Genomic DNA, 22,529 nt, shown 5'->3' with positions numbered 1-22,529 from the left:
ATCGACATGAAATTCAGCATCGAACGCGCCGCTCTGCTCAAGGCCGTCTCGCAAGCGCAATCCGTTGTGGAACGCCGCAACACGATCCCGATCCTTGCAAACGTCCTGATCGAAGCCGAAGGCGACACCGTCCAGTTCCGCGCGACCGACCTTGATATCGAGGTGGTCGACAAAGCGCCCGCGCAGGTCGAACAGGCCGGAGCCACGACCGTCTCGGCGGTCATGCTGCATGAAATCGTGCGCAAACTGCCCGATGGCGCGCTGGTCTCGATCTCGGATGATCCGGCCGCCGGGCGTCTGAACGTGCAGGCCGGCCGGTCGAGCTTCAACCTCGCCACGCTGCCGAAGGAAGACTTCCCGGTGATGGCCTCCTCGGAATACACCGCGAATTTCACGGCCAAGGCCGGGGTGCTCAAGCGCCTGTTCGACAAGTCGAAATTCGCGATCTCGACCGAGGAAACGCGCTATTACCTCAACGGCGTCTATATGCATATCGCGACCGGCGAAGACGGTCAGGTGCTGCGCTGCGTCGCGACAGACGGTCACCGTCTGGCACGTATCGATTCCGGCCTTCCGGAAGGCGCCTCGGGCATGCCCGGCGTGATCGTGCCGCGCAAAACGGTGAACGAGCTGCGCAAGCTGCTGGAAGATGACGATCAGGAAATCGCGGTCTCCGTCTCGGAAACCAAGGTCCGTTTCGCGACCCCGGTGATCACGCTGACCTCGAAGGTCATCGACGGCACCTTCCCCGATTACACCCGCGTCATCCCGACCGGGAACCCCCGTCAGCTGGAAGTCGACGCGTCCGAATTCGCGAAAGCGGTGGACCGTGTGGCGACCGTCTCGTCGGAGCGTTCGCGCGCGGTGAAACTGGCGCTGGAAGCCGACAAGCTGGTGCTGTCGGTCAACGCGCCCGATGCCGGTGCTGCGGAAGAAGAACTGGTCGTGGCCTATGCCGACGAACCGCTGGAGATCGGTTTCAACGCGAAATACCTGCTCGAAATCGCGAGCCAGGTCGATCGCGAGAATGCCGTCTTCCTGTTCAATTCCTCGGGCGATCCGACCCTGATGCGCGAAGGTGGCGACACCTCCGCGGTCTATGTGGTCATGCCGATGCGCGTGTGACATCTGCCGGGAGCCTCCGGCGGGGATATTTTGACCAACACGAAGAGGCGCGATGCTGCGTGAACTGAAGATATTGCAGTTCCGCTCGCATCGTCGTGCCGAAATCGCTTTCGACGAGCGGCCCGTGGCGATCTACGGACCAAACGGCGCGGGCAAGACGAATATCCTCGAGGCCGTGTCTCTGCTCTCGCCGGGGCGCGGGTTGCGCCGCGCGCAGGCCGACGAGTTGATGCGCCGCGCCGAGGCCGTGGGCTGGAAGCTGCGCGCCGTCACGGATACGCATGAGATCGAAACCTCCGCCCTGCCCGGTGAATCCCGCCGCGTCGAGATCGACGGCAAGGCGGCACCGCAGGTCGCACTGGCGCAGATCCTGCGGGTGCTGTGGCTGGTGCCCTCGATGGACCGGCTCTGGATCGAAGGGGCCGAAGGGCGCAGGCGGTTTCTCGACCGGATGGTGATGAGCTTCACCCCCGCCCATGCCGAGGTGACGCTCGCCTACGAAAAAGCGATGCGCGAGCGGAACCGCTTGCTCAAGGACATGGTCCGCGATCCGAACTGGTATCACGCGCTGGAGGCGCAGATGGCCGAAGCTGGCGCTGCGATCCGGGCGAACCGGGCCGAAGCCCTGACGCGGATCATGCAGGCGCAGGCCGATGCGGCGACGGCATTTCCCGCGGCGCATCTGGTCCTTGAGAACGAAGGCCCCGAGGATTTGGCCGCAGCGCTCGACGCGAACCGGCATCGTGACATGTCCGCGGGCCGGACGCTGGAGGGGCCGCACCGTGCCGATCTGCTGGCCACTTACGTCGAAAAGGACGCCCCCGCCGCGCAATGCTCCACCGGGGAGCAGAAGGCGCTGCTGATCTCGCTGATCCTAGCCAATGCGCGGGCGCTTGCGGGCGAGGATGTGGTGCTTCTGCTCGACGAGGTCGCGGCCCATCTGGACTCCTGCCGGCGCGCGGCGCTTTATGACGAAATCTGCGCAATGGGCGCGCAGGTGATGATGACCGGGACCGGCGCGGAACTGTTCGAGGCGCTTGGGGACCGCGGGCAATATCTCGAAGTGGTCGAGGGGCCGCAGGGCTCTGAAGTGAGGGAGGTGACGCCATGAGCTATCCGCAGCAACGTGTGACGCTGATCACACTGGGCGTGGCCGATCTCGATCAGTCCAAGGCCTTCTACGCCGCCCTCGGATGGCACCCCCAAGCCGAGCAGGACGACGTCGCCTTCTACCAGCTCCACGGGATGGCGCTGAGCCTGTTCTCTCTGCCCGCGCTGGCCGCCGATCAGGGACGCACCCGCGCGCGACTGGGCACCGGAGCGATGACGCTGGCGCAGAACTTCGACAGCCCCGAAGAAGTGGATACCGCCTTCGCCGCCGCGCTCAAAGCGGGCGCATCCGAACTGAAAGCCCCCGAGAAGACCTTCTGGGGCGGCTATGCGGGCTATTACGCCGATCCAGACCACCACGTCTGGGAACTTGCCCATAACCCCTTCTGGCCGCTGGCCGACGACGGAAGCCTGACCCTCCCATGACCCTCACGCTCTCGCAGATCGCGCTCTATTCCGGCGCGCTGTTCGTTCTCTTCCTCACCCCCGGGCCGGTCTGGCTCGCCCTTCTCGCCCGCGCCATGTCGGGCGGATTTGCCGCCGCCTGGCCGCTCGCCTTCGGGGTCACCGTTGGCGACATGATCTGGCCCGCGCTCGCCATCCTCGGCGTGTCGTGGCTGGTCGGCGAATTCAGCTGGTTCCTCGAAGCCCTGCGCTGGGTCGCGGTCGCGATGTTCGTCGGGATGGGCGCGTTGCTGATCCGCCATGCCGACCATCAGATCAGCTCCGACAGCCGCCTGACACGCCCCGGCATGTGGGCGGGCTTCGTGGCCGGGCTTATCGTGATCATCGGCAATCCCAAGGCGATCCTGTTCTACATGGGCATCCTGCCGGGCTTCTTCCCGATCGCCACGATGACATGGGTCGACATCGCCACGGTCAGCCTGATTTCGGCCATCGTGCCGCTGACCGGCAACCTGATCCTCGCCGCCTTCGTCGACCGCATCCGCAGCTTCGTGCAAAGCCGCGGCAAGCTCGCAAAGCTGAACCGGATCGCGGGCGGGCTGATGATCCTTGTAGGCCTTCTTATCGCCGTGACGTGACCCCCTAAATCTTGTGTCTGACACGTGACATTCCTCTGCCCAGCCGATATAAAACCGGCAACAGATAAAGGACGGGCAGGCATGACCGACGACACCCCGAAGAAGAACGCATACGGCGCCGATTCCATCAAGGTTCTCAAAGGCTTGGAAGCCGTGAGAAAACGGCCCGGCATGTATATCGGCGATACCGATGACGGCTCGGGCCTGCACCACATGGTCTATGAGGTCGTCGATAACGGGATCGACGAGGCTCTCGCGGGTCACGCCGACTACGTCGCCGTGAAAATTCACGCGGATTCTTCGGTCTCCGTGCGCGATAACGGGCGCGGGATTCCGGTCGATATCCACGCCGAGGAAGGCGTCTCCGCGGCCGAGGTCATCATGACCCAGCTGCACGCCGGCGGGAAGTTCAACAACACCGACGATGACGGCAACGCCTACAAGGTGTCGGGCGGTCTGCACGGCGTGGGGGTCTCGGTGGTGAACGCGCTCTCGGACTGGCTGGAACTGACGGTCTGGCGTGACGGCAAGATCCACAAGGCGCGCTTCGAGCATGGCGAATGCGTCGAGCATGTGCATGTCGTGGGCGAGGCCCCGAACGAGAGCGGCACCGAGGTGCGTTTCCTCGCGTCGAGCAAGGAAGACGATCCCGAAGGTACCTTCTCGAACCGTGAGTTCGTCTTCGCCACGCTGGAAAAGCGTCTGCGCGAACTAGCCTTCCTGAACTCCGGCGTCCGCATCATCATCGAAGACGAGCGTCCTGCCGAGCCGATCAAGACCGAACTGCACTACGAAGGCGGCGTTCGGGAATTTGTGAAATATCTGGATCGCTCGAAAAACGCCGTGATGGAGGACCCGATCTACATGGTCGGCGAAGTCCGCGGCATCGGCGTCGAATGCGCGATGTGGTGGAACGACAGCTACCATGAAACCGTGCTGCCCTTCACCAACAACATCCCGCAGCGCGACGGCGGCACCCATATGGCGGGCCTGCGCGGCGCGCTGACCCGCACGATCACCAAATACGCGCAGGAGAGCGGTATCGCGAAGCGCGAGAAGGTCGACTTCACCGGTGACGACGCGCGCGAAGGTCTGACCTGCGTGCTCTCGGTGAAAGTTCCCGATCCGAAATTCTCCAGCCAGACCAAGGATAAGCTGGTCTCCTCCGAGGTCCGCCCGGCGGTCGAGAACCTCGTGAACGAGAAGCTCGCCGAATGGTTCGAGGAGAACCCGAACGAGGCCAAGCAGATCGTCGGCAAGATCATCGAAGCCGCGCTCGCGCGTGAGGCTGCTCGCAAGGCGCGCGAACTGACGCGCCGCAAGACGGTGATGGATGTGGCCTCCCTGCCCGGCAAACTCGCCGACTGTCAGGAGAAAGACCCCTCGCTGTCCGAAGTCTTCCTCGTCGAGGGTGACTCCGCAGGCGGTTCGGCCAAGCAGGGCCGCGAGCGTAAGAACCAGGCGGTGCTGCCGCTGCGCGGTAAGATCCTCAACGTCGAGCGCGCGCGCTTCGACCGGATGCTCGGCTCGGATCAGATCGGCACGCTGATCACCGCGCTCGGCACCGGCATCGGCCGCGACGAGTTCAACATCGACAAGCTTCGCTACCACAAGATCGTCATCATGACCGATGCGGACGTCGACGGTGCGCATATCCGGACGCTTCTGCTGACCTTCTTCTTCCGCCAGATGCCCGAGATCATCGAGCACGGCTATCTCTACATCGCGCAGCCGCCGCTCTACAAAGTCGCGCGCGGCAAGTCCGAAGTCTATCTGAAGGACCAGACCGCGCTGGAGGATTACCTGATCGACATGGGCGTCGAGGGGGCCATTCTGCGGCTCAACACCGGCGAAGAAATCTCCGGTCAGGATCTCAAGCGCGTCGTCGAAGAGGCCCGCCTGATCAAGCGCATCCTCGCGACTTTCCCGACCCATTACCCGCATCACATCCTCGAGCAGGCGGCGATCGCAGGCGCGATGGTTCCTGGCAAGATCGACGGCGATGCGCAGGGCGTCGCGAACTCGGTGGCCGAGCGTCTCGACCTCGTCGCGCTGGAATACGAGCGCGGCTGGCAGGGCCGTCCGACGCAGGATCACGGCATCCGCCTCGCCCGCGTTCTGCGCGGCGTGGAAGAGGTCCGCACGCTCGACGGCGCAGTGCTGCGTTCCGGCGAAGCGCGGCGTCTGGGCAGCCAGACCGACCAGCTCAAGGAGGTCTATGACCGCCCGGCGAAACTGGTGCGCAAAGAGCGCGAAATCCTCATTCACGGCCCGCTCGAGCTCCTCGACGCGATCCTCAAGGAGGGCGAAAAGGGCCTTAGCCTGCAGCGCTACAAGGGTCTGGGCGAGATGAACCCCGAGCAGCTTTGGGAAACCACGCTGGATCCGTCCGCACGCACGCTCCTGCAGGTCCGCATCGAAGACGTGGCCGAGGCCGAGGACATCTTCTCGAAGCTGATGGGCGACGTCGTCGAACCGCGCCGCGAGTTCATCCAGCAAAACGCCCTCACGGTTGAAAACCTCGACTTCTGATCGGGTGTAGGGCAGCGCATAATGTTTCGCGCCGCCCATAAGTTTTCGCAAAACGCCCATAAGGCTTCGTTTTCGCGGTTTGGGCCTACAAGGCGAGCTCGAGAGATTCTCGGCTTCTGGTCACTCTTTTTTGAAGGGTTTCAGGCCCAGTTTCGGTTCCTGAACAACAGGCTTTCTTAGCCCGAGGAGGACCGTCTGATTGGGGCTGACTCTGTCCGAGGCTCGATCGGCAGTTTTTGATCGCGGCGCGACAAAAAGGGCGGAAACCAGACATTCGCTGCGCTTTTCACGAATGTCTGGTTCGAGCCAAAGTAGGGAACGCGCGCCTGAGCGACAGTGTCGGCGCGCGCCCTGTCTTCCGAATTCACTTCATCTCGAAGTCCGAGAGCGTGACGCCATCGTCACCGTTCTTGTCCAGTTTCACGAACCAGGTCTTCGTGCCGTCCTGGAACTCGTCGAGACTGACGCGGCCATCGCCGTCGAGGTCACTGTTCGGCAGGCTCATCCCATCGGCGACTTTCTGCATCTGGGCGCGTTGGTCGTCCTGGTAATTCGCCACGTCGGCGGCGCGTGCCTCGTCGAAGAGCACATATTCCTCGGCGTCGAGATAGCCGTCCTCATTGGCGTCGAAGCTGGTGAAGACATTGCCGCGCATCTCCTGCAGCTCTGCGAGGGTGGCGGTGCCATTGCCGTCGAGATCCCAGGCTTGCATGAACTGATCGCCGGGCGTGGTCTGGGCGAGGGTTGCACTGGCGGCAAGAAGGAAGGTCGCGGTGAGAAGCGGGAGTTTCATGGGAAGTATCCTTTGTGATTCCGTGGGGGCTATCGGCCCGCGCCAGGGCGCTTGGCGACTGGCGCGGATCGAAGGCCCGGTCATTCAGGGCGGATCATCCGCACCATCACGTTGTTCTTGAGAACGAGGCGGTGGAACGGCACGGCCAGCACATGCAGCACGATCAGCGCGAGCAGCGCGACCTTCAGCACATTGTGGACCTGCGCGGCCACGACGACATCGCCGAACCAGGCCGCGAGACCGGTGACCGACATCGCCGCGATCAGGGCATAGAAGGCCCAATGCGCGACATGCGACAGGGTCTTGAGCGGGCCGGGCTCGTTTGCGGGCGGGGGCGGCGCGCCGCGTTTGAGCCGCAGCGCAAGCCGCCAGACGACCAGCGCGAGGATCAGCCCCCCACCCACGACATGCGCGAGGATCAACGGATCGAAATCATAGCTGACGCCCTGACGGACTTTGCTCCAGGCCCCCGCGATGGAGTCCTTGAAGATATACTGTCCTGCGATCAGGGCAGCCACGCCCCAGTGGAGCGCGATCTGGGTGACGGAATAGCCCTTGGGCGTAGCGTTGCTCATGTCAGTGTCCTCTCGAGGCGAAGGCGCGGGCCAATCCGGCCCGCGCTCTGGTCATGTCATTGTGCGGTCGTCGGGGCCGCCGGCGCCGCCGGTGCATGCATCGCCTGCATCCGCGCCATCATCTGCACCGGGAAGGTCAGTTCCTCGGCCGAGAGCTGCCCGTCCTTGTCGGCATCGAGCATGGTGAAGGGGCGCTCGGCAAAGCCGCGGGTCGCCTCGGCGAAGAGCGCCTCGAATTCGGGTTTCGACAGGGTGCCATTGCCATCCGCGTCATTCTTGGCCTGCAGTGTTGCGATGCCGGCCTTGGCCTCCTCGGGGCTCACCGTGCCGTCGGCATCGGTGTCGAAGGATTTGTAGATCGCGCTATCGGCCATCGGATTGCCGCCCATCGGGCCATGGCCGCCGAAGGGACCGCGCTGCATCATCTCCGCGCTGCCCTGCGCGCCGTGCATCATGCGCATCATTTGCTGCGGGCCCCAGTTGCCATTCGGGCCGAAACCGCCGGCGATGGCGGGGATGGCCAGAGCGCCGATCACGGCGGCGGTCGCGGCGGCACCAAGGGTCAGGATCGTCTTGCGTTTCATTGTCTTGCCTCTTTGGTTCGTGTTTCGATGAGGCCAAGATGGGGCAGCTCTGTCGCAGGGATGTGCCAGATCGGGGGGAGATTTGTATCCGTTTGTCGCAAAAACTGCCACCTGCGACGAAGCGTGACGCAAATCCTTACCCCGGCGCCGAAATTCGCGCTATGACGGGGCCATGAGCGAGCAACCCCATATCCTCGTCGTCGACGATCACCGCGAGATCCGCGATGCCGTCACCCGCTATCTCGAACGTAACGGGATGCGCGCGCAGGCCGCGCGCGATGCGAGCGAGATGGACGCGGCGCTCAAGACCGGGCGGTTCGATCTGGTGATCCTCGACGTGATGATGCCGGGCGAGGACGGGCTGTCGGTCGCGCGCAGGTTGTCTGCGGCGGGCGGCCCGCCGATCCTGATGCTCAGCGCGCTCAGCGAAGAGACCGACCGTATCATCGGGCTCGAGATCGGGGCCGATGACTACCTGCCCAAGCCCTTCAATCCGCGCGAGTTGCTGGCCCGGGTGAAGGCGATCCTGCGCCGCTCCGAGCGCGCCCAGCCGATGGCGGGCAGCCTTGGCGGGCGCAAGCTGGAATTCGCGGGCTGGGTGCTCGACACCGATACGCGCGAGCTGGTGCAGAGCGAGGGGGGCGAGCCGGTCTCGCTGACCACCGCCGAGTTCAAGCTGCTCACGGCCTTTCTCGAACGGCCCCGCTTCGTGCTCTCGCGCGATCAGCTGCTCGACATCACGAGCGGGCGCAGCGCGGATGTGTTCGACCGCACGATCGACAACCAGGTGAGCCGACTGCGGCGCAAGATCGAGGCGGATCCGGCCCATCCGCAGATCATCCAGACGATCCGCGCGGGGGGCTACAGCCTCGCCGCGGATGTGCGCGAATTGCCATGAGGTTCCCTGTTCCGAAATCACTGACCGGCCAGCTTGCGCTGCTCGTCATCGCGGCTTTTGTCGGGGCGCAGGTGATCAGCCTGTGGCTATTCGCCGACGAGCGGGGTGCGGCGGTCCGGGCGGCACAGCAGACCGAACTGCTCGAACGCAGCGCGGTGGTTCTCGATGCGATCGAAGCCGCGCCGGAAGACAGCCGCACGGGTATTCTGGCGGTGGCCAATTCACGGCTCGTGCGCTTCAGCACCGACCCCGCGCCGCTTGCCACGCGCGGCAACTCCCCGGCGTTGGCGGCGCAGTTGACGCAACTCGTGGGGGCGGATCGAACCCTGCAGGTCGAGGAAGTGGCGCTCTCGCCCCATGGCGCGCGCCGCTCCGATCCTCCGGCAGCGCTGAGCTGGCTGCGCGACAGGATGGTCGCGGCGGGGATCGCGCCCGAAGAGCTGCGGATCTCGATTGCCCTGACCGGGGGCCAGTGGCTCAACACCCGCGCCGAGTTCCAGCGCCCCGATATCCAACTGCCGCCCGCGATCCTCGGCACCACCTTCCTGTCGCTCCTGCTGATCCTCGCCGCGCTCTGGTTCGGGCTGCGCCGGATCACCGACCCGCTGCGCAGGCTGGCGAGCGCTGCGGACGGGTTCGGGCTCGACGCGGCCCCGCCCGAGATGCCGCGCGATGGCCCGCGCGAGGTTCAGGCGCTTTCCGAAGCGCTGGAGCGGATGCAGGCGCGGCTATCCGCGATGATCGCGGACCGGACCCGGATGCTTGCAGCACTCGGCCATGATCTGCGCTCGCCGATCACCGCGCTGCGCCTGCGCGCCGAGATGGTGGATGAGGATGAGACCCGCGAACGGATGATCGCGGCGCTCGACGAGATGCAGGAGATGGTCGAGGCGACCCTGGCCTATGCGCGCGGCGTCTCGCCGGATCAGCCGCTGGAAAGCGCGGACCTGTCGGAGCTGCTCGCCGATCTCGTGAAGGAACTTTCCGAGCAGGGGCCGCAGGTGCATCTGACAGACGCTCGGCCCTTGCGCGCCGAGATCAAACGCACGCCGATGCGCCGCGCGTTGCGCAACCTGATCGAGAACGCGCAACGCTATGGCGGCGCGACGCGCGTGGCGCTGCACCCGATGGGCAAGGCGGCCGAGATCGTGATCGAGGATAAGGGCCCCGGCATCGATGCCGAGGATCTGGAGCGCGTCTTCGACCCGTTCATCCGGCTCGAGACCTCGCGCTCGCGCGAAACCGGCGGCACGGGTCTGGGCCTGTCGATCGCGCGGGCGATCCTGCGCGCCCATGGCGGCGACGTCACCTTGGAGAACCGCGCCGAGGGTGGCCTGCGCGCCCGGGTCCACCTGCCGCTCGAGGCCGCCTGAGCCTCAGAACCGGGTGCCCCAATGCGGGTGCAGGTCGTCGATCACCAGCGGATGGCTATGCGTGCGATGGCCCTGAAGATGCGGATGATCCGCCGGCAGGTTGTCGTGACTATGTTCCAGCGTCAGCGGATCGCCCGAGGGCCAGACCCGCAGCGCCACGATCAGCCCGAGCGTCGCCAGCCCCGCCAGCCCGATGAGCGCCGGGATCGCGCCGAATTCGGTCATCAGCCAGCCCGAGAGCGGATAGGTCACCAGCCAGCAGGCATGGCTCAGCGCGAACTGGGCGGCAAAAAGCGCGGGACGGTCTTCGGAATGCGAGGACCGTCTCAGCAACCGGCCCGAAGGTGTCAGCACCGCTGAATAGCCCAGACCCGTCGCCAGCCATGCCGCGAGAAGCAAGGGCCAGCTCAGCCCGGCGGCCCAGATCGCCGCGGCAAGGCCGAGGAGCGCCGCGATCATCCCCCCTGCGCCCGACAGCATCACCGGGCGATCCGCCACACGATCAAGCAGCCGCGGCAGACCCAGCGCCGCCAGCATCGACCCCGCCCCGAATGCAAACATCGTCCAGGCCAGATCGCTGTCCGAGAGGTTGAGCCCGCCGCGCACCAGCACGACCGAGTTCACCAGAACCATCGCGCCCGCCGCTGCCGCAGCCAGGTTCACCGCAAGAAGCCCCCGCAGCCGGGGCGTCGCGAGATAGATCCGGATGCCGCGCGTGGTCCGCTCGTAGATGCCGCGCCGGGTCGCCGCCTGCGGGCTTGGCAGGATCACCGAGACGACCAGCAGGGCCGAGCCCACGAACCCAGCGACCGTTCCCAGAAACAGGCTGTTATAGCTCATCACCGCCAGCAGCAGCGCGGCAAGCGTCGGACTGACGATATTCTCGAGATCATAGGCCAGCCGCGATAGCGACAGCGCGCGGGTATAGCGCTCTTCTTCGGGCAGCACATCGGGCAGCGTCGCCTGAAATGTCGGGGTGAAGGCGGCGGAGGCCGATTGCAGCACGAAAATCAGCCCATAGACCTGCCAGACCTCGGTCACGAAAGGCAGCGCCAGTGCCGCGCAGGCCCGCACAAGGTCGAGCGTGACCAGCAACACCCGCCGGTTCACCCGGTCGGCGAAAGCTCCCGCGACCGGGGCGATCCCGACATAGGCGACCATCTTGATCGTGAAGACAGTGCCCAGCACCATCGCCGCATCGTTCCCCGCCAGATCATAGGCCAGAAGCCCAAGCGCCACCGTCGCAAGCCCGGTGCCCAGAAGCGCCACGACCTGCGCGGCAAAGAGATGGCGGTAAGTTCTGTCAGCGAGGATGGCGAGCATGGGGCACTCATAGATAGCGGGAAATGGCCTTGCGTTCCGCCCGCCCCGCTTCGTCCTCAGCGTCGAGACAATGATCCAGATGATCGTGGATCAGGGCTTGTTTCGCGCTCCGGATCGCGCGCTCGACGGCCTGCAACTGCTGTGCCAGTTCAAGGCAGGGCCTTCCGTCTTCGATCATGGAAATGACCGAGTGCAAGTGCCCCTCGGCGCGTTTCAGCCGGGTTACGACTTTCGAATGACTTGCGTGGAGATGCGGTTCTGTCATAGCAATGGGCTAACCTCCCCGGGAGGATAGTGCAAGACATCGCATAAGATGCATCGACAGAGCGAGGCAGGGTCAAAGATGAGCTGGAAGGAAAGAGGAACGCGCATCGCGGCACGGCTTGCGGTCGTGGCTGCTTGCCTTTCCCTCGTCCTCTGGACGGTGGCGCCGACCGCCTCTCACATCCCCAGGATCGTCGAGACCTTGCAAGATCACGCGCAAATGATCGCAGAGCACGGCCACTCGCACGGGTTCGAAGAAGATCTCGCATGGGCTCTGCATGGACATGATCATGAGGCCGCGGACCACGATCATGGTCAGGCCGTTTTGCCGAGTGGTCCGTCCAGCCAGATCAAGCACACGCGCCTCGCGACCTGGCGTGGCACAGCACAATCGCATTGGTCGCCACCGGTCTTCCGACTGGACCGCCCGCCGCGGGCGTGAGGCTGGCCCCTCGCGGGCCACCCTTCACTGACAACGCGGACAATCCAAGGAGACTGAAATGACTTCCGCTTTTGCGGATGACGGACGTATGCGCACAGGGCGCGCGACCGCCATCCTTACCGCCCTCTTGGCTCTGAGCCTCTGGGCGAGCGCTGCCTCGGCCCATAACGTCACCGAAGGCGACGCAGGCTATATCCAGGAAATCTGGGGCGTGAACCTCCTCCCCTTCATGTATCTGGGCGCCAAGCACATGGTGACCGGATATGACCATATCCTCTTCCTGCTCGGTGTCGTGTTCTTCCTCTACAGGATGAAAGACGTAGGCCTCTACGTGAGCCTCTTCGCCCTCGGTCATTCGACAACGATGCTGCTGGGCGTCTGGTTCGGTTGGGGCGTGAATGCCTATATCGTCGATGCGATCATCGGGCTTTCGGTGGTCTACAAGGCGCTCGACAATCTGGGTGCCTATCAGCGCTGGTTCGGTTTCCAGCCGAATACCAAGCTCGCCACGCTGATCTTCGGCTTCTTCCACGGCACCGGGCTCGCCACGAAGATTCTCGACTACGATATCGCGCAAGACGGGCTTTTGCCCAACCTGCTCGCCTTCAACGTCGGGGTCGAGATCGGCCAAATCATGGCGCTCGCCATGATCCTTATCGTCATGGGCTACTGGCGCCGCAGCCCTGCCTTCCTGCGCCAAGCCTACACCGCAAACGTCGTGATGATGACCCTGGGCTTCGTGCTCATGGGCTACCAGATCACCGGTTATTTCGTCGCCTGAAAGGAGACCTGACATGTTCAATTCGAAACGACCTTCCCTCGAAGAGCTGCCGAGCTCGGCCCAGCTCCTCAAATCGACGCTCATCGCGGGCATCTCCGCCGTGGTCATTCTCGTCACCGTCGTCCTGCCGGCAGAATATGGGATCGATCCGACCCGTGCAGGGCGCTTGCTGGGACTGACCGAGATGGGAGAGATCAAGAACCAGCTCGCCGAAGAAGCCGAAGCGGACCGTCTCATGACCCCGGCTATCGAGGACCAGTCGAGCCTGATCGACGGAATTCTCGGCCTGTTCGTGAGCGCGGCCTACGCGGAAGACGTCGAACCTTGGCGCGACGAGATCAGCTTCACGTTGGAGCCGGGGCAGTCGGCCGAGTGGAAGCTGGTGATGACCAAGGGACAGACCGCGCAATACCGGATGATGGTCGAGGGCGGGCGCGTGAACTTCGACATGCACGGGCATGGCTCGGGCGAGTCGGTGACCTATGAAAAGGCTCGCGGCTCGACAGGATCAGAGGGAGGCATCCTTGCCGATTTCGACGGCCAACACGGTTGGTTCTGGCGCAACCGCGATGGAAGTCCTGTGACGGTGAAGCTTCAGTTACGGGGCGAGTATGCCGAACTGATCAACGCGAGTTAAGCTGAGAGCTGCCATTCCCGCGTCCAGCGGTGAATGGCAGCTTTGGGCCGGCCACAACACTCTGATAGAGAGAACGGAAAGCAGTCATGCGCCGCGGTCGCACAACCGCGCTTCAATCCGCGCAGGTAGGTCTGTGAACTTCGCCACCAGCTTTCCGGCGAAGGGTTCGTAATCCCGATAAAGATCGGCCATCGCTTTATCGCATCGGAAAAGGTCGCAGTCCGGCACGTAGCACATCTGCATGATGTCCATAAAATCCGAGCGCTTGAAACCGCGGTTGTTCTGGGACGCCTTGAGCACGTAGTGACCAATATGGCCTGCGCGCCCCTCACCAATGTGATCTTCAATCTTGCGGACCACATCTGATGGGTCCAGCGTTGGCCGTGGGGCCGGTGTAGTGAGCCGCCTGGCAGTGCGTTTACCGAAACCCATGTCGATCAGGCTCTGGCGATGTCCTCGGATAGCCTTCCCCACATCGTCAAAGTTGCGACCGGCTTCTTGCATCTGCTGCAGTGCGGCTTCAATTTTGTTGAGGCTTGGGCCGAAGAACTCGTCCAACAGGTTCGGTTTGTCAGCGTAGTCGTAGGCGATCCGGCTGAACTCGGCTGGATCCGAGAACCAGCGGTTGATCCGTTCCTCGAACTCGGCGTCCGAACATCGACCTTTCAGAAAGCGTGTCAGAACGCCACTTTCGATAAGCTCATCCGATACTGGAAACCCTTTGAAATCTTCCCGTTTTGTGCCCCATGTAGAAGAATTCTCGCGTAACAGTTGACGCATTGCTGATGGCGTTTTCAATCGTCGGCGCTGGGCGCGGTTGAGGCCCCGCTGTTCCGCGAGAGTTTCAAGGTATTGCTTCTCCATCTGACGCCGAAACCACTTGGCCGTCATCAATTTTCCATCGCGGCCTGTGATCCACGCGCCGTTGTTCGGGAAGCGCGCTCCATGTTTCAAGTCCGAAAAAAAGGGGAAGGCATTCCGCCCGCAGATATCTTTCACCAACTTTCCCCTACGAACACGTTCTTCACGGAACTCGTCGGTCGGGCGTGTGATGAACTCAAGCATGATCGCCCACGAGTAGCCGATCACGATATCGCCCCGATCCCGAAATACGATGAGCTGGTCGAGGATCGCATGGGTAGGACCATCATCCGGTTCGTTGAAAAGGCGGATATAATCTTGCGTATCGAGGTAAAGGATCAGCGGCGGAGCGGTCACAGTGCCTTGTCCTCCATAGCGAACAAATCGAAAAGTCTCTGATAGCGGAAAACTATATGCATCGGCGAGCACAATGAACGGCAGTAATAGGATGTTGCGCCACAACATTCACACCACATGCTCAGACACTTACCCTAACCGGCGCCAAAGGTCGCACGGCGGTTACGCGAAATAGCGCCGCGCACCCTTCACGTATAGTCGTCGATGCTGTCTTCAAAGCTTTCGCCGGTCAGCTCGCAGAAGGCCTTTAGCGCTCCCTGAAGCGTGAAATATTGATGCTTGCTGCAATGAACAAACAACTCGCCACGGATCGTGATCATAGCGACAGCCCAGTCCTTGATCGCGTTAGCTTCCGCAGCCCGGGTAAGCACAACCAGCCCGCCCTCGACGAGCGCGCATTGCACGACCAAGCTCTGATAGATGCGGTTCCGGGCGAAGACATCTCCGAACCGGAGGTTCTGAGCGTATCGCTCCAACCCATCTTCTGACACCGCCTCCGGGCATCCGGGAAACTCGGTCGGGACCCTCCACTGAACTTGGATGGCCGATGGCGTCAGGCTTTCATACTCTTCCGGCTCCGGCTCGAAGTCAGCTCGCCCACGGGTGCCGTAGAGCCACTCGCCGATTGCGCCTCCGCTTGGAACCGCCCCGCTCTTCGCCCAAGCCTCAAAGCGGGACATGGTTCGGGCACCCTCTTCCTTGGTTACGGTCCGCATCCATGAAACGTCGGGAAAGGATGTCTCGTTTATGGGCTTGGATGGATCTTTTAGAAACGCTTCTATCGACCCGTAAGCCAGCTCAATGCGGCGGGCAGTTGTTTCGTTCAAAAGTGCATTTTCCAGCCTCGTGAGCCAGCGTAGGTTCTCGGGTCTGTTATTCGCCCGATTGGTGTCGATGTGATCGACGACATGTTGGTCGGAGGGTGGCGGGCCGTTGAAGGCGGTGCAAACGATGCGATGGATCGGCACCCCGGCCAGAAGAAAGTAGCCGGTCATGAGGTTCTGGCGTCCGAAGGTCCACGTCTTGTCAAGCGGACGGGCGCGTTTTCGGAACTCGTTTAGTCGATAGACCGCGCCGTTGTCACGGACGTGATATCGCTCGCCGCGATATTCGACCTCGACTTCGGCTTCGTAGATTTCCAACAGGTGGTCATGCTCGCCCACAGGCGTTTTCGAGGATGGCATCTTGCTCTCCAGTGCAAGGGTGTCTCGGCCATTCCCCGGAATGGTCCGGTGCCGGTTATTGTTGGCAGACGAGAAATAGAGCGTCTGGCGCTGCCTTATGCTCTGGACGCATCAAGAGAATGTCGATTTTGCGAGGTGTGTGTCAACGACAAACGTGGACAGTGCACATTCATGCGACGCGCTTTAATGCGAGCTCCTCTAATGTCAGCTCTGAGGGTGCAGCCGCAGCATCAAAGCACGGTGCTGAGAGACCGGTGTGGACCGAAAGCAAATCAATGCGACCAGGCAAGAACGATGGCCCGTTCGTTGAGTGCACCAGGTCCTATTAGAGACCGATCCGGAGCCACTGAAAAAATTTTTGTGAGCGCAACTCCGCACAATCCACACAAAAACCAAAAATTACATTTTATTTTCAATATGTTAAAAATCGGACGGGCGTGGCGCAACCTCGCGGATCTATTGACCAAAACACGAATTTCGTTAACGCGATTCGCATGAAGATTGATGAAACAGCTGATCCCGCTGCCCGGCGCATCCAGAAACGAGGGCAGAAAAAGAAAGCCAACATCCTCGCTGGCGCGAAGATCAACGGGCGAATTCAGGTCGAGGGCGACTTGGAGGCGACCTTTGCTTGCGCCGCGATGATCGACCCCAGGGTGCAAGGTATTCGCCCGCAGCCAATGAGCATTGATATCAACTCTGGCCGCACTGCAGCGACGAAAGCTGAGCTGTTCGAAACGCACTCCAGCACCGGCTATCGGGTGAAGCCATACACCCCGGATTTTTTGCTGCATCTCGCTGATGGCTCCGTTGTCTATGTCGAGACAAAACCGGAGCGGTTTCTCGACCAAGATCCGGTCACGGTCCGGCTCCCGAAAATTTTCGCTGAGCTTGGACAAAGGCTGATCCTCGTTACGGATCAGGAGCTAAACGAAGCCATCACGACCAATGCTCGCCATCTACGCCCCTATGTCGGACGCGAGCTAGCTCCCAGCACATCGAAAAAACTCCATGCGCAGGCCCGAAATCCAACGAAACTGTCCGAACTCGTGAAAAATGATCTGACCCAAGGCGATGTCCTGACTGCGATCTTGCATGGCGTTTTAAGAGCAGACCTACGCTCGTCTCCTCTCTCTCCAAGGTCCGAGTTGGCACTGGCTCATGGCGCCTTCGATCACCTCGAGGTGCTCCCACTATGACGATGCGTTTGCGTAAGTTTGACGGCCGCTTCCTGCTCCGAGACGAAGAGGCTCACGAGATCCAGGGCGAGCTGCTCGATCGACCCGCTGTCCTATTGAAATCACCGTCCGGCGATCTCCACGAGATGCCGGTGGAAGAGTTTCGTCTTCACATTTCAATGGGGCGGGTGACAAACTCAGCCGGCCAGTCGGAAAGCAATCGTCTCGGTGATAGCGAGGAGCAGCGCGAACGGCGAATTCGTGAGCGGATTCTCAAGCGGAACAGCGAGCTCAAGCGTCTCGGTATGACCTGGTCCCTTCGTATTGAGGAGATGACGCGCGAATTCCGAGAGGACCCAGAGTTTCAGGCCCGTGGCAAAGCATTCCCGACCTCGCGAACGATCCAGATCTGGCAGCGAAGTTTTCTACGAGAAGGGCAGGCCGCTCTGCATGATCGCCGACATCAATCGGGTAATCGATTGCCGCGTCATGACTGGTTGTTTGAAGAGATCGTCTACGATCTCCTCGAGACCCAGTATCTTCAATCTGACCGAAAGACGCTCGCAGCCGTCGCAAGGGATGCAGGTCTGAAGTATCTTGAAGCTTGCAGAGAGAAGAAGCGAACGCCGCTTCCTCACGGTGAGAAAGTGGTTCGGAGCCTGATCGATGCGTTGCCCCATGCCGATGTGATCAAGCGCCGACTGGGCAGCGAGGAAAGCAGAAAGGCGCTTATTCAAGCCGGTCGCTTCCAGAAAATTGAGGCGCCTCTTGAGCGGGTCGAGATTGACAGCACCGAAGCCGATATTTTCGTGATTATCGATACCGAAGGCCATGTCGCGAGACCAACGATCTGCGCAGCGATCGACGCGGCGACCGGCTTTGTCGTTGGGCTTCAGGTCGCGCTCTCAAAGCCCAATGGCCTGCTTACCGCAATGACGCTGCGCGAAGTCATGACGCCGACCTTGGACGCCTTTTTTGATGAGAATGGGATCGAGAACCGACATCAAGCCTATGGACGTCCTTTCGCAGTCGTTTCTGATCAGGGAAACGAAAACGCCGGTCAACTGGTCGAAGCCTGCCTCACCGTTGGACAGTTTGAATTTCGAAAGAACATTCCAGGCCATCCGGAGAAAAAACCCTTCATCGAGCGCTTCTTCAGGACTTTGAACCAGTTCCTGCAGACCCTCCCGGGAGCGACGGCGACCGCAGAGTTGGGGAACGCCAGACGCACCAAGCGCGCCATGACCGAAGCGTGCATTTCATTCGAAGAGCTCAATCGGATCGTCCAAAAATGGAGGTTCGACGTTCATGCGCGGCGACCCCAGAGACGCGTCCAATCGGCGCTGCGCACCGCGGAAAGTCCGACGGCCTGTTGGCGCAGACTCAGCGAAGAGCACCTGATTCCGGAGCCTCCGACCGTCCGTGAAATCCAGGAGATGTTCTTCGCATCCACAGCCCGTCGCATACTTCACCACTACGGCATCGAGTTTGAGGGCATTCAATATTCTTCCTCCGAGCTTAGGGCCCTCCTTCGGGAGCTCGGCCCCCGGCATGAGTTGGAAATCCGATCAGACCCGACCGACATCCGCGCAATCGCAGTTTTGAATCCACTTTCGAACGAGCATCTTCTGGTGCCTGCAAAAGAAGAAGGTTTGCCGGCCATTTCGTTCGAGGAACTGAAGAGGATCCGAAAGCACCTTTCGCCCGACCCGTCGGAGCCGCTTTCAGCACAAGAAGTCCTGAAAGCAATGGCTGAAGGTATACATGAAAAGGAACGGTCTGCCCCTCGGACCAAACATCAAAAGGCTCGGCATAAAGCAGAGCAAAAACGCACCAACGACGCCATTATCGAGAGATCCAAGAAAAAACCTGCGCTTGGCGAACAAGAAGGCGCTGCTGATGTCACCCCAACTATCCCCGTAACGCGACCGTCCAAGCTGCCGTCCGTCAAATCCAAGAAACCGCAATGAACGAAACACTAACATCTCGCCTACTCGATGTCCGGGTCCAGCACAGAATTTACGACGAGACACTGGAGGCGATGATCGCGCAATCGAAGCTCGGTCGCAGCATAGGCGGCGCCATCGTTCCGCTTCTCGGTCCGACGCGCTGTGGCAAAACAGAGCTTCTCAGTGAACTCCGCGACATACTCGATGCCAAATCGACTGGCCCTGGGTCATTGATTGCGACGTCGAGTTTCGGCTTGGGCGTGGTCCCCCCGAAGCCGAATGATCGCGACCTGTATCGGGCGATGCTCCAAGCGATTGGCTACGACTGCGGGCCTAAAGACAGAACAGGTCTCGTGCGCGAACGCCTTATCTCAGCAATCCAGCAGGACGGCATCGACTTCATCGCCCTCGATGAAGCGAGCCACTGCGCGGAGCCCGGAGCCAATCTGTCCCCCAGAGCCGCAGCAGACCATTTCAAGGCGATCGTCGACGCGACAGGGGTTACGCTCATTCTCTCGGGGTTACCGAAATTCCAGAAAATCATAGACGGCAACGAGCAGTTTCGAGAGCGAGCACTCCGCACGACGCTCTTCCCGCCGTATACTTGGAGTAGCAATCTGGATCGGCAGGATTTCACCTCCGCCGTCCTGAGCCTATTCGCGCATATTGAAGCCGAGCTCGCGATAGCGATCGAATTCGACGATCTCGACATGGCCAGGCGCTTGTATGGGGCCACCGGAGGCCGCGTCGGGCTGACTGCCAGGATCTTGGCCGCAGCACTCACCTTGCAGGCAGGCGCCCCCTTCTCGATGGCTGCCGTGAAACGAGGTGCCGAGGCGAGTCTACAAAATGGCCTCAGTGCGGACCTGTTCTTACGTGAGGAACCACCGAGCGACATTCAGCTTCTCAGAGCCTATGCAAGCGTGATGAAAGACGCGGACCTGCCGATCTCGCCGAGCACGCTCAGCGAGCTTGAAGCGTTCTGACGGCGTAGACCCGTGGTATTTCGGACGGATTCACCGAAGGATGGGGAAAGTCTATACGGCTTTCTCCGAAGGCTCGCGAACCTGAACGCCTACGCGCATGTCAGCGAATTCCTCTCGGCGGCGGAAATCCCTTTGGGGCGTCCGTTGATCGAAAATCTTTCGGACTATGCCGAGCGCCTCGGCGCTTCATCTGCAAGCCTCGAGCACATTGCTCCCTCAGCTACAGCATCCGATCCCGCGCTCGAATGGAGGTTCCAACGCAACCAGTTCGAAGCGATCTGTCCTGCCTGTATTGCGGAAGGCAAACCATGGCAAGCGATCTGGCGTCATAGCCTTGTTTCCGCATGCGCTGATCATCGTCTTCGGCTCCAGTCGAACTGTCCGCGGTGCAAGGAGAGCCTCTCACCGATCCGAGGAGGTTTTCGCAGCTGCGAGTGCGGCCTTGTCCTCGAGCACTTTCCCAAAGATCCGGCAGACGACTATGAATGCAAGATCACCGTGCTTCTCAATCGGCGGCACGAACCAGCACCGACCAACCTAATCCCATTCGAGAATGGGATTCCTGGGGATATCGGCTCTTTCCTGTTCTTTCTGGCCAGCGGCTCAGTCGAAACACGAACCGGGAAAGCTGGCAAGACACCGCTTCCCCAAACACCGAGCGAAGCTGCCACGTTCATGGCCCCCGCTGCATCAGCCCTCTCATCATGGCCGGACGGTTTCGACGAAACGGTCTTGCAGCGGATGAGAGCAAGCTCACTCCAAGGCAACTCTGCACCGGAGATTCTTGGAAAGTGGTATCAGCGGTTGATGAGGTTTCGAGCGCCTGAATACGAACCCTTTCGAGAGCGCGTCGGCCGGGTCATCGCGAAAGAATTCGAGGGGACCTACACCGGCAACCTTGTCGTCACAGACGAAGGCTCGTGGCAGACCGCAACGAGTGCCGCGAGGGAAATCGGCATTCGCGGCGAGCGCATTGTGGAAGCCGTGCGGGAAGGTCGACTGCTCGGCAAGCAGCACCGCTCCGGCTTTGGCCATGTTCATACCGTGATCCCGCGAACTGAAGTGGCGGAGGCCATCGCGAGCAGACGCCGCTTCCTGACCGCGAAAGGAGCCATGGAGCTGCTTGAAATCTCGAAGAAGCAGTTCGGACTGCTCTGCGAAGCTGGAGTGGTTGAGAAGGTTGCCCGAGACCAGCGCCCACCCTTGGTCGACGGAGAATATGACCGGGAAGCCTTGAACGAGCTGGTGAGGCGCATTTCGAAAGCCAGTCGCGGTTGGAGCGACAGCGAAGATCTCATTGCGTTTCGTGACATCAATTTGCGCCGCACGACGGACCGCACGGCCCTCTTGGCGCTGCTGCGCGCAATCGCAGATCTCAGGGTCGTCGCGCGAGATTCCGCAGAGCCGAGAGCCCTTGGTGACATCGAGTTTGATCGCGCTGTCATCTCAAGACACTTACAGACGGAGACATCGCCCAAGAGCTACACCGCCCTCGAAGTCACGGAGATTACGGGCTGGAAACACGAATGCGTCACGCATTGGTGCCGGGAAGGACTGCTCGCGGCAACGCAATCGCGGTTGGGAGGCGCTCAAACCTTTCAGATCACTCCAACGGCGCTCTCCGAGTTCCAGAGGCGATACCTTGTGGTCAGTGATATCGCGCAAGCGAAAGGCTCGAGCTCACGGCACATCATGAACAAGTTGAGCGAGCGAGGCATCGAGGTTGTCGGCGCAAAGAGCGCCCAGAACACGAGGCGCTGTTGCCTCGTCAGATCTGCCGAGCTGATTTTCGTCTGATGTTCTGATTGCGGGGGCACAAGGCACCCCCACGATCAATCCAGTGCTCACGTCATACCAAACCCGAGGTAGCTCGCAGGCACTTCATCTGTCAGCCAGACCCCGTTATCCGCCCGATAAAAGGCATAACCGTCTGCGTGCATACGCCCAGCGTCCACTCTTAGAACTGTCGGCTTTCCGTGCCGCTCGCCAACGCGCGAGGCCGTTGCGGGATCTGGCGAAAGGTGCACCTGACGACGGCGGCCTGACACGAGCCCAGTCGCAAAAATCGCATCGAGATTTCGAGACGCGGTGCCATGATAAAGAGTTTCCGGGGGCTCAAGAGCAGGCAAGCCAAGATCTACATCGACGGAATGGCCCTGAGCTGCGCGGATCATTTCGCCTCTCAAAGTAAAGCGAGACTTATCGTTCGTCGCGACGATTTCTTCGAGCTGGCTCCTTGTCAGTGGTCGGCCCGCCTTCTTCATAGCGCGCAGCAACTCCTCGACGCGCACCCACCCCTGCTCACCGAGCGAAAGACCAATCTCGTCTGGCGCGTGCCGCAACACCCGGGCGAGGAATTTGCTGTCGTTGCTCATCTGGGACTCTGCAAAGGATCAAGATGTCCGGAAGCTAACGCTCGTCGACGATCGGATAAAGCGGAACCGACTCACGGTTCCTTTCAACACATTGGAGCGCGCGGCTCGAGAGTCCGATAATCGGCAATATGAGGGCGAAAGAAATAGAATAGGTTCGTT

At 61.4% G+C, this 22,529-nt stretch carries 22 protein-coding genes; 14 read left to right on the top strand and 8 right to left on the bottom strand.

What is annotated here, in order from left to right:
* Window positions 1–6: 6 nt before the first annotated feature.
* From dnaN to gyrB, 5 genes are all read left to right on the top strand, one after another.
* Window positions 7–1,125 carry a DNA polymerase III subunit beta gene (gene dnaN, locus BMI86_RS17465; RefSeq protein WP_078542475.1) on the top strand — a complete coding sequence of 373 codons (1,119 nt, stop codon included), beginning with the start codon at window positions 7–9 and terminating at the stop codon, window positions 1,123–1,125.
* A gap of 52 nt (window positions 1,126–1,177) precedes the next feature.
* Window positions 1,178–2,236: a DNA replication/repair protein RecF gene (recF, locus tag BMI86_RS17460; RefSeq protein ID WP_078542474.1), complete on the top strand. Its 1,059-nt coding sequence runs from the start codon at window positions 1,178–1,180 to the stop codon at window positions 2,234–2,236.
* Window positions 2,233–2,661 (top strand): VOC family protein, encoded by a 429-nt coding sequence (locus BMI86_RS17455; protein ID WP_078542473.1) that lies wholly within the window; start codon window positions 2,233–2,235, stop codon window positions 2,659–2,661. The genes recF and BMI86_RS17455 overlap by 4 nt, the downstream gene beginning before the upstream one ends.
* Window positions 2,658–3,278, top strand: coding sequence for a LysE family translocator (locus tag BMI86_RS17450; protein WP_078542472.1), 621 nt, complete (start codon window positions 2,658–2,660; stop codon window positions 3,276–3,278). Before BMI86_RS17455 ends, BMI86_RS17450 begins: the two co-directional genes overlap by 4 nt.
* Window positions 3,279–3,359: 81 nt before the next feature.
* Entirely contained in the window at window positions 3,360–5,810 is a 2,451-nt protein-coding gene (gene gyrB / locus BMI86_RS17445) for a DNA topoisomerase (ATP-hydrolyzing) subunit B (protein ID WP_078542471.1), read from the top strand.
* A gap of 364 nt (window positions 5,811–6,174) precedes the next feature.
* On the opposite strand, the gene BMI86_RS17440 is transcribed toward gyrB, so the two are convergent.
* The 3 genes from BMI86_RS17440 to BMI86_RS17430 all read right to left on the bottom strand — a co-directional run bounded on the left by BMI86_RS17440 (window position 6,175) and on the right by BMI86_RS17430 (window position 7,762).
* Entirely contained in the window at window positions 6,175–6,603 is a 429-nt protein-coding gene (locus BMI86_RS17440; RefSeq protein ID WP_078542470.1) for an EF-hand domain-containing protein, read from the bottom strand.
* 80 nt (window positions 6,604–6,683) lie between these two features.
* On the bottom strand, window positions 6,684–7,178 hold the full coding sequence (locus BMI86_RS17435) for a cytochrome b/b6 domain-containing protein (protein ID WP_078542469.1): 495 nt from the start codon (window positions 7,176–7,178) through the stop codon (window positions 6,684–6,686).
* Between the two features lie 56 nt (window positions 7,179–7,234).
* Entirely contained in the window at window positions 7,235–7,762 is a 528-nt protein-coding gene (locus BMI86_RS17430) for a hypothetical protein (protein WP_078542468.1), read from the bottom strand.
* Between the two features lie 172 nt (window positions 7,763–7,934).
* Here BMI86_RS17430 and BMI86_RS17425 point away from each other — a divergent pair, with 172 nt between their 5' ends.
* A complete protein-coding gene (locus BMI86_RS17425) occupies window positions 7,935–8,660 on the top strand; it encodes a response regulator (RefSeq protein WP_078542467.1) in 726 nt (241 codons plus the stop codon).
* Entirely contained in the window at window positions 8,657–10,033 is a 1,377-nt protein-coding gene (locus BMI86_RS17420; RefSeq protein WP_078542466.1) for an ATP-binding protein, read from the top strand. The genes BMI86_RS17425 and BMI86_RS17420 overlap by 4 nt, the downstream gene beginning before the upstream one ends.
* Window positions 10,034–10,036: 3 nt before the next feature.
* Here the strand turns inward: BMI86_RS17420 and BMI86_RS17415 are convergent, their stop codons facing one another.
* Window positions 10,037–11,356: an MFS transporter gene (locus BMI86_RS17415; RefSeq protein WP_078542465.1), complete on the bottom strand. Its 1,320-nt coding sequence runs from the start codon at window positions 11,354–11,356 to the stop codon at window positions 10,037–10,039.
* Between the two features lie 7 nt (window positions 11,357–11,363).
* A complete protein-coding gene (locus BMI86_RS17410) occupies window positions 11,364–11,621 on the bottom strand; it encodes a metal-sensing transcriptional repressor (RefSeq protein WP_078542464.1) in 258 nt (85 codons plus the stop codon).
* A gap of 78 nt (window positions 11,622–11,699) precedes the next feature.
* Between BMI86_RS17410 and BMI86_RS17405 the strand changes: the two genes are divergently transcribed.
* The 3 genes from BMI86_RS17405 to BMI86_RS17395 all read left to right on the top strand — a co-directional run bounded on the left by BMI86_RS17405 (window position 11,700) and on the right by BMI86_RS17395 (window position 13,480).
* A complete protein-coding gene (locus BMI86_RS17405; RefSeq protein WP_078542463.1) occupies window positions 11,700–12,062 on the top strand; it encodes a hypothetical protein in 363 nt (120 codons plus the stop codon).
* 88 nt (window positions 12,063–12,150) lie between these two features.
* On the top strand, window positions 12,151–12,843 hold the full coding sequence (locus tag BMI86_RS17400; RefSeq protein ID WP_246831763.1) for a HupE/UreJ family protein: 693 nt from the start codon (window positions 12,151–12,153) through the stop codon (window positions 12,841–12,843).
* Between the two features lie 13 nt (window positions 12,844–12,856).
* Window positions 12,857–13,480, top strand: a complete 624-nt coding sequence (locus tag BMI86_RS17395) for a transmembrane anchor protein (protein ID WP_078542461.1) — start codon at window positions 12,857–12,859, stop codon at window positions 13,478–13,480.
* An 84-nt stretch (window positions 13,481–13,564) separates the two neighbouring features.
* Here BMI86_RS17395 and BMI86_RS17390 read toward each other — a convergent pair whose 3' ends face one another.
* Both BMI86_RS17390 and BMI86_RS17385 read right to left on the bottom strand, forming a co-directional pair.
* Entirely contained in the window at window positions 13,565–14,806 is a 1,242-nt protein-coding gene (locus BMI86_RS17390; RefSeq protein WP_143594854.1) for a hypothetical protein, read from the bottom strand.
* Between the two features lie 80 nt (window positions 14,807–14,886).
* Entirely contained in the window at window positions 14,887–15,882 is a 996-nt protein-coding gene (locus tag BMI86_RS17385) for an HNH endonuclease signature motif containing protein (RefSeq protein WP_078542459.1), read from the bottom strand.
* Between the two features lie 494 nt (window positions 15,883–16,376).
* Between BMI86_RS17385 and BMI86_RS17380 the strand changes: the two genes are divergently transcribed.
* Genes BMI86_RS17380 through BMI86_RS17365 form a run of 4 tightly spaced genes read left to right on the top strand, consistent with a single transcriptional unit; the run spans window position 16,377 to window position 21,792 of the window.
* Window positions 16,377–17,081 (top strand): hypothetical protein, encoded by a 705-nt coding sequence (locus tag BMI86_RS17380; protein WP_078542458.1) that lies wholly within the window; start codon window positions 16,377–16,379, stop codon window positions 17,079–17,081.
* Window positions 17,078–19,030: a Mu transposase C-terminal domain-containing protein gene (locus BMI86_RS17375; RefSeq protein ID WP_078542457.1), complete on the top strand. Its 1,953-nt coding sequence runs from the start codon at window positions 17,078–17,080 to the stop codon at window positions 19,028–19,030. Before BMI86_RS17380 ends, BMI86_RS17375 begins: the two co-directional genes overlap by 4 nt.
* The gene (locus BMI86_RS17370) at window positions 19,027–19,995 is read left to right on the top strand and encodes an ATP-binding protein (RefSeq protein WP_078542456.1); all 969 of its coding nucleotides are present in this window, start codon (window positions 19,027–19,029) and stop codon (window positions 19,993–19,995) included. The genes BMI86_RS17375 and BMI86_RS17370 overlap by 4 nt, the downstream gene beginning before the upstream one ends.
* 12 nt (window positions 19,996–20,007) lie before the next feature.
* Window positions 20,008–21,792 (top strand): TniQ family protein, encoded by a 1,785-nt coding sequence (locus BMI86_RS17365; protein ID WP_078542455.1) that lies wholly within the window; start codon window positions 20,008–20,010, stop codon window positions 21,790–21,792.
* A gap of 47 nt (window positions 21,793–21,839) precedes the next feature.
* On the opposite strand, the gene BMI86_RS17360 is transcribed toward BMI86_RS17365, so the two are convergent.
* Window positions 21,840–22,370, bottom strand: coding sequence for an RNA 2'-phosphotransferase (locus BMI86_RS17360; RefSeq protein ID WP_078542454.1), 531 nt, complete (start codon window positions 22,368–22,370; stop codon window positions 21,840–21,842).
* Between the last annotated feature and the right edge of the window lie 159 nt (window positions 22,371–22,529).

Origin of the sequence: Thioclava sp. DLFJ5-1, from assembly GCF_002020115.1 — a bacterium.
GTDB lineage: Bacteria > Pseudomonadota > Alphaproteobacteria > Rhodobacterales > Rhodobacteraceae > Thioclava > Thioclava sediminum.
The sequence above is the reverse complement of the archived record's forward strand: the minus strand, read 5'-3'. Positions and strand labels throughout refer to the sequence as shown.